Raw genomic sequence first — 15,247 nt, 5'->3', positions numbered from 1 at the left:
CCAGCCGCCCGCCTCCCCCGCCCCCCGCCCTCAGAACAAGAATGTGGAAGGCTGACCTTCAGTGCTGACCGTGGACTTCTCCCGTTTCCCGCTGGCCCCAGGCGATCGCGTGCTCGACCTGGGATGCGGGGCGGGACGTCACGCTTTCGAGTGTTACCGGCGCGGAGCGCGCGTGGTCGCACTGGACCGGAACGCCGAGGAGATCCGCGAGGTCGCCACCTGGTTCGCCGCCATGGCGGAGGAGGGGGAGGCGCCGGCGGGAGCGACGGCGACCGCCATGGAGGGTGACGCGCTCGCCCTCCCGTTCCCCGACGAGAGCTTCGATGTCGTCATCATCTCCGAGGTCATGGAGCACATCCCCGACGACAAGGGTGTGCTCGCCGAGATGGTCCGCGTCCTCAAACCCGGCGGCCGTATCGCCGTGACCGTCCCGCGCTACGGCCCCGAGAAGGTCTGCTGGGCACTCAGCGACGCCTACCACGAGGTCGAGGGCGGCCACATCCGCATCTACCGCGCCACCGAACTCCTCGCCAGAATGCGCGAGGCCGGGCTGCGCCCCTACGGCTCCCACCACGCGCACGGGCTGCACTCGCCCTACTGGTGGCTCAAATGCGCGTTCGGCGTGGACCGCGACGGTGATCAGGCCCCGCTGCCGGTGCGCGCCTACCACAAGCTGCTGGTGTGGGACATCATGAAGCGCCCGCTGGCCACCCGCCTCGCCGAGCGCGCGCTCGACCCGGTGATCGGCAAGAGCTTCGTGGCCTACGCGACCAAGCCGCACCTGCCCGCCGCAGCCGCCGCGGGCACCACAGCCCCCACCGCCTCCGCAGCCGCCACCGCCACCCCGGCCGTCAAGTGACCAGCCCGGAGCGGACGGAGCGGCTGGTACTGCCCGGCGTGCTGACCGCCGGGCAGGCCGAGCTGACGGTGGCCGGGATCGCCGCCGTCCAACGCGGCGACGGGGCCATACCGTGGTTCCGCGGCCACCATCTCGACCCCTGGGACCACGTCGAGGCCGCCATGGCGCTGGACGCGGCCGGCGAGCACGACCGCGCCGGGGCCGCCTACCGCTGGCTGGCCCGCCATCAACTGCCGGACGGCTCCTGGTACGCGGCCTACGCCGACGGGGACGCCGCCGCCCCCACCGACCGGGCGCGCGAGACCAACTTCTGCGCGTATGTGGCCGTCGGGGTGTGGCACCACTACCTGTCCACGGGCGACGACGCGTTCCTCGACCGCATGTGGCCGGTGGTGGTGGCCGCCGTCGAGTTCGTGCTGCGCCTCCAGCAGCCCGGCGGGCAGGTCGGCTGGAAGCAGGAGCCCGACGGCACCCCGGTCACCGACGCGCTGCTGACCGGCTCCTCCTCCGTCTACCAGGCGCTGCGCTGCGCGCTGGCGATGGCCGAGCACCGGGAGGAGCCGCAGCCCGACTGGGAGCTGGCCGTCGGCTGGCTCGGCCACGCCCTGCGCCGCCACCCCGAACGGTTCCTCGACAAGAGCCGCTATTCCATGGACTGGTACTACCCGGTGCTCGGCGGCGCGCTGCGGGGCGCCGCCGCCAAGGAGCGCATCGAGGCCGGCTGGGACCGGTTCGTGGTGCCCGGCCTGGGCGTGCGCTGCGTGGTGCCCAACCCGTGGGTCACCGGCGGCGAGAGCGCCGAACTCGCTCTCGCCCTGTGGGCGATGGGGGAGTCGGACCGCGCGCTGGACATCCTCAAATGGATCCAGCACCTGCGCGCCGAGGACGGCATGTACTGGACCGGCTACGTCTTCGAGGACGACGCGATCTGGCCGCGCGAGCGGACCGCCTGGACGGCCGGCTCGCTGCTGCTGGCGGTCGCCGCGCTGGGCGGCGACGACGCGACGGCCCAGGTCTTCCAGGGGGAAGAGCTGCCCCTTGGGCTGGACCCGGACTGCTGTGAGCCGGGGGTCATCTAGCTGGGGGACATCCAGCCGGGGGGCATCCCGTGTCCGTTGCGGGTTCGTCCCGCTTCCGGCAATCGCGGACGGGCGAAGCGACACCGTCTGTGCGGGGGCCCGCACAGACGGGCAGGGGCGGCCCCTCAAGTGTTGAGGTCTGCCAGCACGCGCAGCGTGCGGGGTTCCGGCGCGGTCACCAGCAGATCGGTCACGGGCCCCGCCCGCCACAGCGCGAGCCGTTCCGCGATCCGCTCCCGGGGTCCCACGAGCGAGATCTCGTCCGCGAACGCGTCCGGCACGGCCCGCACCGCGTCCTCCTTGCGCCCCTCGGCGAACAGCGCCTGGATGCGCGCGGCTTCCTCCGCGTACCCCATGCGGGCCATCAGGTCGGCGTGGAAGTTGTGGCGGGCCGCGCCCATGCCGCCGATGTAGAAGCCGAGCATCATCTTCACCGGCAACAGCCCCTCGGCGACGTCGTCGCACACCCGTGCCTGTGCCATCGGCGCGACGAGGAAGCCGGGCGGGGCCTGGGCGAGCGCGGCCTCGTGGGCGGAGACCCGCGAGGGCGACCAGTACAGCGGCAGCCACCCGTCCGCGATCCGGGCCGTCTGGGCTACGTTCTTGGGGCCCTCGGCGCCGAGCAGCACCGGCAGGTCGCCGCGCAGCGGGTGGGTGACCGGTTTGAGCGGCTTGCCCAGCCCCATGCCGTCCGTGCCGGTGTACGGGTGCGCGTGATAGCGCCCCGCCAGCCGCACCGGCCCCTCGCGGCGCAGGACTTGGCGTACGACGTCCACGTACTCGCGGGTCAGGGTCAGCGGGGAGGAGGGGAAGGGGCGTCCGTACCAGCCCTCTACGACCTGCGGGCCGGAGAGGCCGAGGCCGAGCAGCATCCGGCCGCCGGACAGGTGGTCCAGGGTCAGCGCGTGCATCGCGGTGGCGGTGGGCGTGCGCGCGGCCATCTGCGCGACGGCGGTGCCCAGGCGGATGCGGGTGGTGTGCGCGGCGATCCAGGTGAGGGCGGTGAACGCGTCCGAGCCCCAGGACTCGGCGGTCCACACCGAGTGGTAGCCCAAGTCCTCGGCCTGACGGGCGAGTTCGAGATGCCGGGGGTCGGGGCCCCGGCCCCAGTATCCGAGCGCCAGACCGAGCCGCATCGGCCCGCCTCCTCCCAGTGTTCGGCTGCCGTCCCCGGGGCAGGCCCCTGGCGGGGCGTCAATTGACAGGGCGTCAGTTGACGGGTGTCGCGCCGCAGCGTACGGCAACGGCCTCCCGCCCGGAAGGGCGAGAGGCCGTGTGTGCTGCGCGGGTGGCCGGTGCCGGGCTCAGCCGCGCTGGATGTTCGAGGTGTCCTGGAGGACGCCGCGGCGCCCGTCCTGGGTCTGCGCGATCAGGGCTTGGCCGCGCTGCTCCACCGCGAGGTACCAGGTGCCCGGCGCCAGTTCGGCGATGGGCTGCGGGGAGCCGTCCTCGGCGAAGAGCGGGCGGGCCATCGGGACGGCGAACCAGAACGGCTGGAAGTTCGGGTCGGGAGCGCCGCCGGCGGTCGGACCGGGCTGGCCCGGCTGCGGCCCGCCGGGCTGCGGCTGACCCGGACCCGGCTGGCCCGGCTGCTGGCCGTACGGCTGGCCCGGCTGGCCGCCGTAGGGGCCCGGCTGCGGGCCGCCCGGGTAGCCGTAGCCGCCCGGCTGCTGCTGCCCGTACGGGCCAGGACGCGGGCCGGCGGCGGGCGCCAGCGGCAGCTTCAGGAAGGGGATCATCGGAGTGAGGAGGGCCGCGGCGGCGGCGATCAGCACACCGAAGAGGGCGAGGATCGCGCCGGCACCCACGCTGGTCCGGTCCGAGGAGGACCCCAGCACCCAGAACCAGCCCCACACCGAGAACACCGTCAGGCTGATGCCGAACTGCGACAGGTCGAGGGAGCCGAACTTACGGTTTTCCGGCAGGAAACGACCACCGACGAGCGCTGCGGCACCGAGGATGCCGGGGAGGAACACCGTGGCCAGGATCAGCGGAAGCTTGTCCGTGTCCCAGGCGTTCGGCATGTCGATCTTGTCGCAGTACGAGCCTTCACAATCGGCGGAGAAGTACTCGAGGAACGAGGCGATGAACAGCAGCACCGCTGCTCCTATCACCGCGCCGTCGCCTCGCGTGAGCGAGCGGATGTTCACGTGGGGTCCTTAATCGGTCTCGTCATGGTTGGGTCTGCCGGGGGTGAGCACCCCATCGTACGGATGACACTACTGGCCGCTCTTGTGGGTTCGCTTCCCGGCGAGGAAAGAAGTGATCCCGTCGGCGACCCCCTGCGCGGCCTTTTTGCGCCACTTCGCCGAGGTGAGCAGTGCGGCGTCGTGCGGATCCCGCATGTTGCCGCATTCGAGGAAGACTTTGGGGACTTTGCTGAGGTTGAGACCGCCCAGATCACCACGGGTGTCCAAACCGTTGCCGTCGCCCAGGTAGTTGGCCGGTTGCTCCCCGGTGACCTCGCGGAACGTGTCCCGTACCGCCGTGCCCAGCCGCCGCGACGGGCCGGCGATCCGGCGGGTGTCGGCTTCGCCCTTGTGTACGGATGCGGGAAGAATCACATGGAATCCCCGGCTGCCGCTGGGCGCCCCGTCGGCGTGGAGCGAAATAGCCGCGTCCGCTTGTGCGCGGTTTCCGGCATTCGCGCGTTCATCCACACACGGCCCGTACGGATCCTCACCGTCGTGGGTGAACTCGACCTTCGCGCCGCGCTCTTGGAGCGCCGTGCGGACCCGGCGCGCGAGATCGAGGGTGAAGTCTGCCTCCGCGTAACCGGAATTGGTCGCGGTGCCCGTGGTGTCGCATTCCTTCTTCGCGGTGCCGATATCCACGAGGCGGGAAATCTCGCCCGGCTGGTCGCGATTGTGGGGATTATGGCCGGGGTCGACCATGATGGTCCGCCCGCGCAGTGCCGGCTTCGCGGACTTCCCGCCGCCCCCGTCCCCCTTGCCGCCCTTGTTCCCGTCCCCCTTGCCCGCCTCGCTCTTGCCGTCTCCGCCGCTCCGGCCGGACCCGGCATGCTTGTCCGAAGCCGCCGAGGGGGAGGGTGCGCCCTTGTCGCCGCCGTCATCGCCGCCGGGGAGGAGCGAACACCCGGCCGCGCCCATGCATACGAGACATGTGAACGCTGCCGCCGACAGGGCCGGCCGCCGCTTCGGCGGCCGTGGCCGCCGCCTCCCGAAACGCTGATTCGACACGGGCGTAGATGCTAGGTCCTCCGGCGCCGAACGCCGAACGCGAGGTGTGGCAGCCGTCTTGACCGTCTGGTCCGTCCCATTCGTCTCATCTGCCCCGGTCGTCACGGTTTTCACAGCCGCCGCAGTACCCGCAGCGAAGCGGTGGCCGACTCGGGGGCGTACGCGCCCGAGGCCAGCGCCCGCTGGTGAATGTGGTGCGGGGCCTGGCCGCCGTCCGCCGGATCGGGGAAGACGTCGTGGATCGCCAGCAGTCCGCCGGGCGCCAGGTGCGGCGTCCAGCCCTCGTAGTCCGCCCTCGCGTGCTCCTCGGTGTGCCCGCCGTCGATGAACACCAGCCCGAGCGGGCTGCCCCATACCGCCGCGACCTGCGGGGAGCGCCCCACCAGGGCCACCACATGCTCCTCGAGGCCCGCGCCGTGCAGCGTGCGGCGGAACGCCGGCAGCGTGTCCATCCGGCCCACCACCGGATCCACCACCTCCGGATCGTGGTACTCCCAGCCGGGCTGCTGCTCCTCGCTGCCGCGGTGGTGATCGACCGTGAGGGCCGGCACACCCGCCGCGCGCGCGGCGTCGGCCAGCAGGAGAGTGGAGCGCCCGCAGTAGGTGCCCACCTCCAGCAGGGGCAGTCCGAGCCGGGCGGCCTCGGCGGCTGCGGCGTACAGCGCGAGCCCTTCGTCCAGCGGCATGAACCCCTTCGCGGCCTCGAAGGCGGCGAGCGTACGGGGTTCGGGCCGGGCGGCGGCGGCCTGGCTCGTTGCCTGGCTCATCCGGTCCCCCTCTCGTTTCGGCGTCTCGTCCCTCTCGTCCCCACGCCCGCCATGCTGCCTTACCGTCCGGCCGCCGGACCCGGGCAGGTACCCTCTCCGAACTGCCGATCTTGGGGGACAGGGGGAACGCACTGTGACGGGCGGGGGCGAAACGGCGGAGAACGGGGACGACTCGGGCACGCAGGATGCCGAGGGCGCACCGGGCCGGCTCTCGCGGTTCCCCCGGCTCTCGCGGCTCTCGCGGCGCCGTAAGGGGGCCGCGGCGCTGCTCTGCCTCGTCGTGCTGGGGGCAGCGAGCCTGGGCACCTGGGCCACCGGCACCTGGCCCTTCGACAAGGAGAGCTACTGCTGGGGCGCCTGGCGGGAGGACAGCGGCCCGGTCGCGCTGAGCGACCGGGTGATGGGTGACGGGTACGAACGCGTCGGTGAGGAAACGGCCGCGCCCGCTCCCTCGCCCGCGCGGGCGACGTGCTCGGTCCGGGTCGTCGAGAGCACCGGCCAGGGCACTTCGTCCGTGCCCGCCGAGGTCTCGCGGATCACGGCGGAGGTCGGCCCCGTGCCGCGCGGGGCGGCCGAACGCCGCTCCTGGCTGGCCGACTTCTTCGACGCGAAGGCCGCGCCCCTGCCCGAGGGACTGCCCGGGTTCGCCGGGGGCGGGGGCGGCGCCCTCGTCCTGCCGAAGGCGTGCGACCGGAACGGCCGGCCGACCGCCGTGACCGTACGCGGACTGCGGGGCACGACCTCCGTGGTCGGCAGCGAACCCGACGTGGCACAGCTCCTGCTGGCCGTCGCCAACACCGCCGCCGGGAAGGCGGGCTGTGCGGGCGGCCGGCCGATGCGCATCACGGCGCCCGTCGCGGACTCCGACACGCACGACCTGTCCGGTGCGGGCAAGAGCACTTGTCGCATACCCGGCTTCGACTTCACCGAGCGCGAGAACGACCGCTACCGGGCGCACGTCGGCGCCGTCGAGGACGGCGTCCAGACCTGTTCGGTGGATGACGAGACCGACGTGAGCGCGCCCGGATTCGCGGGCCAGTTCGTCATGGCGCGGCAGCCGCGCCTCGTCGCGTTGCTCACCGGTTCAACCGGTGACGGTTCGGCGGGTGACCGCCCGCCCGGGAAGGGCTGGCGCGGCAAGGGGAAGATCACCGGACGCGGGGGGATCCTGCGTGCGGAGTGCGGCGGTGCGCCCACCGTCTTCTACATGAACCTGGGCGACGGACTACGCGGCATCGCCCGCCCGGGCACCCGCGAGATCTTCGCCCGCGCGGCCAACTCCGTGGCCGGACGCCTCGGCTGCGAGGCGGTGGCACCCCGCTCATGAACGGCTCGCCCAGGCGCAGGCGGAGGGAAGACATGCCGGATGGCATACCGGACCGGACCGGCCCCGGGGCGCGGCTGCGCCGCCTGGCGCGGGGCAGGCCCGGCACCGCCGTCGCGGGCGCGCTCGTCGGGGCGCTGCTCGGCACCGGCGTCATGGCCTGGCGCAGCGGCGAACTGCCGCTCGTCCCCCACGACGTGTGCTGGGGCGCGCTGTCCTCCGACGACCTGGACGGGCTCTTCTCCGACGAGGGCGATATCCGGGCCCGGGAGACGCCGCTGGACCACGCGCTGGGCACCGGCCCGGCCGGCGCCACCCAGTGCGGTATCCAGCAGTGGCAGGACGACGAGCTGAAGTCGGAGGTCACCGCGGAGGTCAAGGAGCTGGACAAGTACCGGGGCAAGGACGGCCGCGAGTGGCCCGAGGAGTTCCTGTCCTCCCGCATGGTCCCGCTGGACGGCCCGGACGGCGAGGTCACCGGCATGGTGTCCCCGTCCCGGGCCTGGGTGGCGCTCCCGGCGACCTGCCGGGGCGGCAAGGACGATCCGCCCACGATCGTCTCGCTCGTCTCCGGCCGGTCCGACACCCGCGAACAGGATCAGAGCGAGGCGCGCACCTACCGGGCCGCGCTCGCCCGTGCCGTGGTGCACCTGGCCAACGGCGTCATGGACGAGTACGGCTGCTCCGGGCGCTACGCCGACCCGGACCCGGACAAGCTCGCCCCGTTGGCGCCGCTCAAGGCGCAGAAGTACGCCGAGGACCTGTGCGGTCTCAAGGGCGTACGGCTGCCCGAGTGGGCGCGCCCCTCGGAGGAGGGCTCCCGGGGGATGCGCGCCACCTCGACCCGTGCGGGCTTCGTCCACTCCTGCGAGGTGGGCCGGCACATGGAGACGGACGGGCTGCGGTTGACGACCATCGAGGATCCCCGGCTGGCCCAGGCCGTCGCGCCGCTGGCCTACTCCGGCACTCCGCGTTTCGAGGGAGACGGCGAGGGCAGCGTCGTCGGTGATCTCGCCGTCTACCGGCTCAGCTGCCAGACGGGCCAGGTCGTCTTCACCGTGCGGGACCTTGACCGCTTGTACGAACGCTCCGTGGTCGCGGCCGTATTGCCTTCGTACGTACGGGCCCAGGCCAAGCGCATCGGCTGCGGCGAGGTACGCGTCGAGCCGGGCGAATGACCGGGGAGTATCCCAGAGGAAAGAGCGCCATGAACGACATGCCGAACCACATGCCGGAGAAAACAGGGACCGGCGAAGCCGCCGGGCCGAAGCGCCCGGGACGCCTGCGACGCTTGGCCCGCGGCCGGGGCGGCACCGCCGTCGTCGGCGTGCTCGTCGGGGCGCTGCTCGGTACCGGCGTCATGGCCTGGCGCGCCAACGAACTGCCCTTCGTGGAGCGGGACGTGTGCTGGGGCTCCCTCTCGTCCGAGGTCGCGGGCGCGCTGTTCAACGACACGGATGTCCGCAGCCGGGAGCTGCCGCTGCGCCGGGCGACCGTGGACCCGATGCACACGGAGTGCAGCATCCAGGGCTTCGGCTCCGATGAACTGGAGTCCGAGGTCACGGCTTCGGTACGGACGCTGGGCGCGCTGAAGGGCGCGCCCGCCTGGGACTGGACGCGGCAGTACCTCTCCTCCCGTATGACACCGCTCGGCGGCGGCATCACCGGCATGGCGTCATCCCAGCGTGCCTGGGTGGCGCTGCCCACCAGTTGCGAGGAGAAGCACTACGAGCCGGGCGAGAAGCCGCCGCTGCGGGTGGTGTCCCTGGCCGCGGACGGCAGCGACCCCGACTACGTGAACGAGGTGGACGCGCGGCGGGGTCTGGACGCCATGTCCCGCGCGGTCGTGCGGCTGGCCAACGGGGTCATGGCCAGGTACGGCTGCGAGAGCCGGTACCCCGACCCGCCGAAGCTCCCCGGCCCGCCGGAGGGGAAGAGCGTGCGGGCCGTGGACAACGACAAGCTGTGCGGCCTCCCGGGCGTGCGGCTGCCCCGGTGGGCCCGCGGCAAGGACGCCTCGGCCGTGCGCACCACGCCGGGCACCCGGCCGGACGAGGTACCGGGCGGCATCCGCTCGTGCGACGTGGGGCGGCCCTACGGGATGGACCGGATACGGCTGACGACCGTGGCGGAACCGCGCCTCGCGCGGGTCGTCGCACGCGGGCTCGGACAGCGCGCCGACCGCCTCGGCGGCGACGGCGAAGGCGCCCACGCCGCCGGACTGAGCCTCTATACCGCGGACTGCCGAGGGGGCCGGGCCACGTTCGTGGCGTGGGAGAAGGACCCGGACGAGGAGCAGGGTGACGCCCCGGCCGGCCGCCGGTCGCTGGGCCTCGCGCTGCTCCCTTCCTACGTCAAGGCGGAAGCCGGGCGCATCGGCTGCGGCGAGGTACGGGTGGAGGGCGCGGAGCGGCTGTCCGGCGGCCGGTCGTAAACCGGCCGTTCTGATCGCGGTGCGGCGGAACCCGGGATGCCACCGGCATATCCGGGGACGATCCCGCGGGCGAGTTCTCCCATGGTCGCGGCTCCTTGGTCCAGCCCCATTTCAAAGATTTATACGACTGAGCGATTTATTTAGCGAAAGTATCCGGACTGTGGGCAAAAGGTGACCTCTTGTGAGTGTGGTCAGCTCGGACAGACGATCAGCCCGCAAACCGCCATGTGTCCCACTTCCGGGAGCCGTTCATGTCCGATCAGCAGCTCAGCCTCAGTCCCGATGTCGCCCGGCAGCTCGCGACCACCACCAAGACCCGCCCGCAGATGCGGGGCATCACCCCCCGCTACCTGCTGCGCGTCCTGCCCTGGGTGGACGTCGCCGCCGGGGTCTACCGCGTCAACCGCCGCCGCTCCTTCGTGCTCGGCGACGACCGGATCAGCAGCTACACACAGGACGGCGAAACCCGCGTCCTCGCCGAGGACTTGCGCGAGGTCCCGTACCTGGCCGAGGCCGACGGCGCGCTCCTCTCCGAACTGGCGGAAGGCTTCGAGGAGGTGGCCTTCGACGCGGGGCAGGAACTGACCGCCGAGGGCGCCGCGGCCGAGAAGCTCTGGGTACTGGTGCACGGGCGCGCCGAGAAACGTGCCACCGGCAAATACGACGAGGACACCCTGATCGAGGTCATCGGCGAGGGCCAGTTCTTCGACCTGGACGCGTGGAGCGGGTCCGGGCCGATGCCGTACCGGGTCAAGGCCATCACCGCGGGCTCGGCGCTGTGCCTGGACCGCGCCGCGCTGGCCCGGGTCGCCGGCCGGGACGAGTCGCTCAACGCCCGGCTCCAGGCGTACGCCGCCGCCGAACGCCCCACCCCCGGCGCCGAGGTGCCGGTCGATCTCACCGCCGGGCACACGGGCGAGCCGGAACTGCCGGGCACCTACGTCGAATACGAGGACGCGCCCCGCGAGTACCACATGACGCTCGCGCAGACCATGCTGCGCATCCACACCCGGGTCTCCGACCTCTACAACGAGCCCATGGACCAGACCCGCACCCAGGCCGACCTCACCGTCCAGGCGCTGCGCGAGCGCCAGGAGTGGTCGGTGCTCAACCACCGCGAGTTCGGCCTCTTCCACAACGTCGCGCCGGGCCAGCGCGTGCAGACCCTCACCGGGCCGCCTACCCCCGACGACCTGGACGAACTGCTCTCCCGTGTGTGGAAGCAGCCCGGCTACTTCGTCGCCCACCCCCGGGCCATCGCCGCGTTCGGCCGGGAGTGTACGCGCCGGGGCGTGCCCCCGGTGATCGACACCAGCTTCGGCAGCCCCCTGCTGACCTGGCGCGGCGTGCCCCTGCTGCCCTCCGACAAGGTGCGGCTCAACGGCCCGGAGGGTGCGGGTACTTCGGAGATCCTGCTCATCCGGACCGGCGAGGCGGAACGCGGCGTCGTCGGGCTGCGGCCCTCCGGCGTCCCCGACGAGATCGAACCCGGCCTGTCCATGCGGAACATGGGCATGGACAACAGGGGCATCACCTCGTACCTGATGACGGCCTACTTCAACGCCGCGGTCCTGGTCGAGGACGCCATCGCGGTGCTGCAGAACGTCGAGGTGGGCACCTACCATGACTACTCCTGAACCGTCCCCCCTCGCCCCGCCCGGTCCACCCGTCGCGGCCCCGGCTGCCTCACTCGGTGCGGGCCCGGCCGCCCCACCCGTCGCGGACCCGGCTGCCCCACTCGGTGCGGGCTCGCCCTCCCCGCCCGGCGCGGCTCCGACCGTCCCACCCGGTGCGGCCCCGACCGCCGCCCCCGTTGCGGGCCAGCCCGTTCCGCCGGGCGCCACTCCGCCCGGCACGGGCGCCGCGGGTGCGTTCAGTCCGGAGCGGGCCCGCGCGGAGGTCCCCGCCCTGCACCGGACCGTCAACGGCCACCCGCTGGTCTGGCTGGACAACGGCGCCACCACCCACAAGCCGCACCAGATGATCGAGGCCCTCAGCACGTACTACTCCGCCGCCAACTCCAACATCCACCGTGGCGCGCACACCATGGCGCGCGAGGCGACGGAGGCGTACGAGTCGGGACGGGCGGCGGTCGCCGACTTCCTCGGGGCCGCCTCGCCGGAGGAGATCGTCTTCGTGCGCGGCACCACGGAGGCGACCAACCTGGTGGCGCACACCTGGGGGCGTGATCACCTCGGCCCGGGGGACGACATCCTGGTGCCCGTCCTGGAGCACCACTCGGACCTCGTCCCCTGGCAGCAGCTCGCGGCCGAGCGCGGCGCCCGCGTGGTCCCGGTGCCCCTCACCCCCGAGGGCACCATCGACCAGGGCGCCTACGCGGACCTGCTGTCGTACCGCACCCAACTGGTCGTGCTCAGCCACGCGTCCAACGTGCTCGGCACCATCCCGCCGGTCCGTGAGATGACCGCCCTGGCACACCGCTACGACGCCGCCGTGCTCGTCGACGGCGCCCAGGCGGTGGCCCACCTCCCCGTGGACGTCCAGGAACTCGACGCCGACTTCTACGCCTTCTCCGGCCACAAGATCTTCGGCCCCACGGGCATCGGCGCGCTCTACGCCAAGTCCGCGCTGCTGGCGGAGATGCGCCCCTGGCAGGGCGGCGGCAACATGATCGAGTCCGTGGAGTTCGGCCGTACGGCCTTCGCGTCCGCGCCGCACCGGTTCGAGGCGGGCACCGGCCATATCGCGGGCGTGATCGGACTCCATGCCGCGCTCGACTGGCTCTCGGGCTTCGGCCGGGAGGCCGTGGCCGCGTACGAGACGGCGCTGACGGCCTACGCCCAGGACGCGCTCCAGGCCGTGCCCGGCCTCGAACTCCTGGGCCCGGCCACGCGAAAGGTCGGCGCCTTGACCTTCACCCTCGCGGGCCACACTCCCGAGGAGGCCGCCCGGTGGCTGGACGACGGGGGCATCGCCGTGCGCGCGGGGCACCACTGCGCCCAGCCGGCGCTGCGCCACTACGGCCTGGACAGCGCGGTCCGCGCCTCCCTGGCCCTCTACAACACCCGGGAGGACGTCGACCGGTTGACGGAATCCTTGCTGCGCCTTTGTGAGGCGGGCGGGGGAGGGTCAGGGGGCGGGGCGTAGGTCCGGCCGGGTCCGCCGTCTCGCGGCGGACCCGGCCGGGAACGCGCTCGGCGGGCGGGGGCCGCGCACGCCTTCCGTCGTAATGGAACGTGTTCTACTGTGCCCCGCATGGGCATCGGGATCACGCAGGAGCAGCGGGAGTTGGCCGCGTCCGTGCGCGGGTGGGCTGCGCGGGCCGTACCGCCCGAGGAGCGGCGCAAGCTGCTGGAGGCGCCGGGCGACTCCTCGCCGCCCGGCTTCTGGGCGAGCCTGGTGCGGCAGGGACTGTGCGGGCTGCACCTGCCGGAGGCGGCGGGCGGCGGGGGCGGCTCGCTGCTGGATCTGGCCGTCGTATTGGAGGAGACCGGTGCGGCGGTGCTGCCGGGGCCGCTGGTGCCACACGTGCTGGCGGCGGAGCTGCTGCGCGCGGGCGGCGCCTCGCACGAACTCGTCTCCGCGCTGGCGGCGGGCGAGCGCATCGGCGCCGTCGCGCTCGGCAGCGGCTCGCTGACCGCCGTCCGCGACGGTGACAGCTACGTACTGGACGGCGCCGCCCCGCCCGTCCCGTCCGGGGCGCAGGCCGGCCTGCTGGTGCTGCCCGCCGGGACCGCGACGGGCACCGTATGGCTGGCCGCCGACGCCACCGCACTTCAGGTGCGCGCCCGGCGGAGCGCCGACCTGCTGCGGCCCACGGCCCAGGTGTGCGCCGAGGGCGCGGCCGTGCCCGCCGCGCGGGCCCTGGACGTGGACAGCGGGCTCGTGGGCGACCTCGCCCGCACCTTGTACGCGGCCGAGGCGTGCGGCGTGGCGGCCTGGGCGCTGGACACGGCGGTCGAACACGCCAAAACGCGCGAGCAGTTCGGCCGCCCCATCGGCCAGTTCCAGGCCGTCAAACACCTGTGCGCCGACATGCTCCTGCGGTTGGAACAGGCCCGCGCCCTCACCTGGGACGCGGCCCGCGCGGCACGGAAGGGCGGCGCTCCAGAAGACGGCGGCGCTCGGGGAGACGGCGGCGCTCCAGAAGACGGCGGCGCTCAAGGAGACGTCGGCGCTCCGCGAGACGGCGGCGTTCCGGGCGGCGGCGCGCGCGGGCTGACGGCGGCGCTCGCCGCGTCCGCCGCGCTGGAGGCCGCCTACACCTGCGCCAAGGACTGCGTGCAGATCCTCGGCGGCATCGGCTTCACCTGGGAGCACGACGCGCACCTGTACCTGCGCCGGGCCCTCGTCACCCGGCAACTGCTCGGGACCGGCACCGCGCACCGGCTGCGCGCCGCGCGGCTCGCCGCCGACGGCGCGCGCCGCGAACTGGTGACCCGGCTCCCGCCGGAGGCCGAGCCCTACCGCGCGCGCGCGCGCGAGGCCGCCGCCACCGCGCGCGGCCTGGGCCCGGCCGCCGCGCGCCGCGTCCTGGCGCCCACCGGGTACGCGGCCCCGCACCTGCCCGAGCCGTACGGCCTCGGGGCGGGCCCCGTACAGCAGTTGGCCGTACAGCGGGAACTGGCGGACGCGGGGGTGGAGGTGAGCGACCTGGGCATCGCCACCTGGGTGGTGCCCTCGCTGATCGCCTACGGCACCCAGGAACAGCGCGACCGCCATCTGCCGGCCACGCTGCGCGGCGAGGTGCTGTGGTGCCAGCTGTTCTCCGAGCCGGGCGCGGGCTCCGACCTCGCGGCACTGCGTACCCGCGCCGTGCGCACCGGGGACGGCGGCTGGCGGGTGGACGGGCAGAAGGTGTGGACCTCGGCGGCGCGGTGGTCGCACTGGGGCATCCTGCTGGCCCGCACCGACCCGGCGGCACCCAAGCACGAGGGGCTGACCTTCTTCCTCGTGGACATGAAGAACACGCCCGGCATCGACGTGCGCCCCCTCAAGGAGATCACCGGCGATTCCCTCTTCAACGAGGTCTACTTCGACGGCGCACGCCTGCCCGCCGACGCGGTGGTCGGCGAGGTCGGCGACGGCTGGCGCGTCGCCCGCCACACGCTGGGCAACGAACGCGTCCACATGGCCGACCAGCTCACCTTCAGCACCGGCCTGGAGGCCCTCATCGGCAGGCTGAGGGCGGCGGACGCGGCGGAATCGGGGGACGGGGCGGAACCGGTGGGCGCGCCCGCCCCGGTGGACGCCACCGTACGGGAGCGGATCGGGGCGCTGGCCGCCGAGTCGCACGCCCTCGCCGGCATCGGCTTGCGCACCACCCTCCAGCAGGTCGAGGGCCTCGACCCGGGCGCGGGAGCCAGCGTACGAAAGCTGCTCCAGACCCCGCACCAGCAGCGCGTGGCCGAGATGGCGCTCGAACTCCTGGGCACGGGCGGTGCGTTGTGCGAGGGGGAGGGGGAGCGGGCCGTGCACGGCTTCTTGATGTCGCGCTGCCTGACCATCGCGGGCGGCACCACCCAGGTCCAGCTCAACGTGGTGGCCGAACGGCTGCTCGGCCTGCCCCGCGACCCCGAGCCCCGCCCCCTCATCGACTGACCCCGCTTCCCAGGAGGCCCGC

At 73.4% G+C, this 15,247-nt stretch carries 12 protein-coding genes; 8 read left to right on the top strand and 4 right to left on the bottom strand.

The window, feature by feature from the left end; translation table 11 throughout:
- Positions 1-61 precede the first annotated feature (61 nt).
- Positions 62-859: a class I SAM-dependent methyltransferase gene (locus tag ABD339_RS02725; protein WP_344561750.1), complete on the top strand. Its 798-nt coding sequence runs from the start codon at positions 62-64 to the stop codon at positions 857-859.
- Complete coding sequence (locus ABD339_RS02720) at positions 856-1,938, top strand: prenyltransferase/squalene oxidase repeat-containing protein (RefSeq protein ID WP_344561748.1); 1,083 nt, start codon at positions 856-858, stop codon at positions 1,936-1,938. The genes ABD339_RS02725 and ABD339_RS02720 overlap by 4 nt, the downstream gene beginning before the upstream one ends.
- 125 nt (positions 1,939-2,063) lie before the next feature.
- On the opposite strand, the gene ABD339_RS02715 is transcribed toward ABD339_RS02720, so the two are convergent.
- The 4 genes from ABD339_RS02715 to ABD339_RS02700 all read right to left on the bottom strand — a co-directional run bounded on the left by ABD339_RS02715 (position 2,064) and on the right by ABD339_RS02700 (position 5,905).
- Positions 2,064-3,074: an LLM class F420-dependent oxidoreductase gene (locus ABD339_RS02715; protein ID WP_344561746.1), complete on the bottom strand. Its 1,011-nt coding sequence runs from the start codon at positions 3,072-3,074 to the stop codon at positions 2,064-2,066.
- Positions 3,075-3,242: 168 nt separating this feature from the next.
- Positions 3,243-4,088 carry a hypothetical protein gene (locus tag ABD339_RS02710; protein ID WP_344561745.1) on the bottom strand — a complete coding sequence of 282 codons (846 nt, stop codon included), beginning with the start codon at positions 4,086-4,088 and terminating at the stop codon, positions 3,243-3,245.
- A 69-nt stretch (positions 4,089-4,157) separates the two neighbouring features.
- A complete protein-coding gene (locus ABD339_RS02705; protein ID WP_344561744.1) occupies positions 4,158-5,048 on the bottom strand; it encodes an N-acetylmuramoyl-L-alanine amidase in 891 nt (296 codons plus the stop codon).
- Positions 5,049-5,248: 200 nt separating this feature from the next.
- Entirely contained in the window at positions 5,249-5,905 is a 657-nt protein-coding gene (locus ABD339_RS02700; protein WP_344561743.1) for a class I SAM-dependent methyltransferase, read from the bottom strand.
- Between the two features lie 133 nt (positions 5,906-6,038).
- Here ABD339_RS02700 and ABD339_RS02695 point away from each other — a divergent pair, with 133 nt between their 5' ends.
- The 6 genes from ABD339_RS02695 (at position 6,039) to ABD339_RS02670 (ending at position 15,225) form a co-directional block, all read left to right on the top strand.
- Entirely contained in the window at positions 6,039-7,232 is a 1,194-nt protein-coding gene (locus ABD339_RS02695) for a hypothetical protein (RefSeq protein ID WP_344561742.1), read from the top strand.
- A gap of 32 nt (positions 7,233-7,264) precedes the next feature.
- On the top strand, positions 7,265-8,407 hold the full coding sequence (locus tag ABD339_RS02690; RefSeq protein WP_344561740.1) for a hypothetical protein: 1,143 nt from the start codon (positions 7,265-7,267) through the stop codon (positions 8,405-8,407).
- A gap of 29 nt (positions 8,408-8,436) precedes the next feature.
- Positions 8,437-9,663: a hypothetical protein gene (locus tag ABD339_RS02685; RefSeq protein WP_344561738.1), complete on the top strand. Its 1,227-nt coding sequence runs from the start codon at positions 8,437-8,439 to the stop codon at positions 9,661-9,663.
- A gap of 251 nt (positions 9,664-9,914) precedes the next feature.
- Entirely contained in the window at positions 9,915-11,300 is a 1,386-nt protein-coding gene (locus tag ABD339_RS02680; RefSeq protein WP_344561736.1) for a family 2B encapsulin nanocompartment shell protein, read from the top strand.
- Complete coding sequence (locus ABD339_RS02675; RefSeq protein ID WP_344561734.1) at positions 11,287-12,771, top strand: SufS family cysteine desulfurase; 1,485 nt, start codon at positions 11,287-11,289, stop codon at positions 12,769-12,771. Before ABD339_RS02680 ends, ABD339_RS02675 begins: the two co-directional genes overlap by 14 nt.
- Positions 12,772-12,879: 108 nt before the next feature.
- Complete coding sequence (locus ABD339_RS02670; RefSeq protein WP_344561732.1) at positions 12,880-15,225, top strand: acyl-CoA dehydrogenase family protein; 2,346 nt, start codon at positions 12,880-12,882, stop codon at positions 15,223-15,225.
- Positions 15,226-15,247: the final 22 nt, after the last annotated feature.

Origin of the sequence: Streptomyces axinellae (genome assembly GCF_039532135.1) — a bacterium.
In the GTDB taxonomy this organism is placed as follows: Bacteria; Actinomycetota; Actinomycetes; order Streptomycetales; family Streptomycetaceae; genus Streptomyces; species Streptomyces axinellae.
The sequence above is the reverse complement of the archived record's forward strand: the minus strand, read 5'-3'. Positions and strand labels throughout refer to the sequence as shown.

Excerpts from the sequence above, each read along its gene's own strand:
- ABD339_RS02715 (WP_344561746.1), bottom strand. The coding sequence starts at position 3,074 with ATGCGGCTCGGTCTGGCGCTCGGATACTGGGGCCGGGGCCCCGACCCC.
- ABD339_RS02705 (WP_344561744.1), bottom strand. The coding sequence starts at position 5,048 with ATGGGCGCGGCCGGGTGTTCGCTCCTCCCCGGCGGCGATGACGGCGGC.
- ABD339_RS02700 (WP_344561743.1), bottom strand. The coding sequence starts at position 5,905 with ATGAGCCAGGCAACGAGCCAGGCCGCCGCCGCCCGGCCCGAACCCCGT.
- ABD339_RS02690 (WP_344561740.1), top strand. The coding sequence starts at position 7,265 with ATGCCGGATGGCATACCGGACCGGACCGGCCCCGGGGCGCGGCTGCGC.
- ABD339_RS02685 (WP_344561738.1), top strand. The coding sequence starts at position 8,437 with ATGAACGACATGCCGAACCACATGCCGGAGAAAACAGGGACCGGCGAA.
- ABD339_RS02680 (WP_344561736.1), top strand. The coding sequence starts at position 9,915 with ATGTCCGATCAGCAGCTCAGCCTCAGTCCCGATGTCGCCCGGCAGCTC.
- ABD339_RS02675 (WP_344561734.1), top strand. The coding sequence starts at position 11,287 with ATGACTACTCCTGAACCGTCCCCCCTCGCCCCGCCCGGTCCACCCGTC.
- ABD339_RS02670 (WP_344561732.1), top strand. The coding sequence starts at position 12,880 with ATGGGCATCGGGATCACGCAGGAGCAGCGGGAGTTGGCCGCGTCCGTG.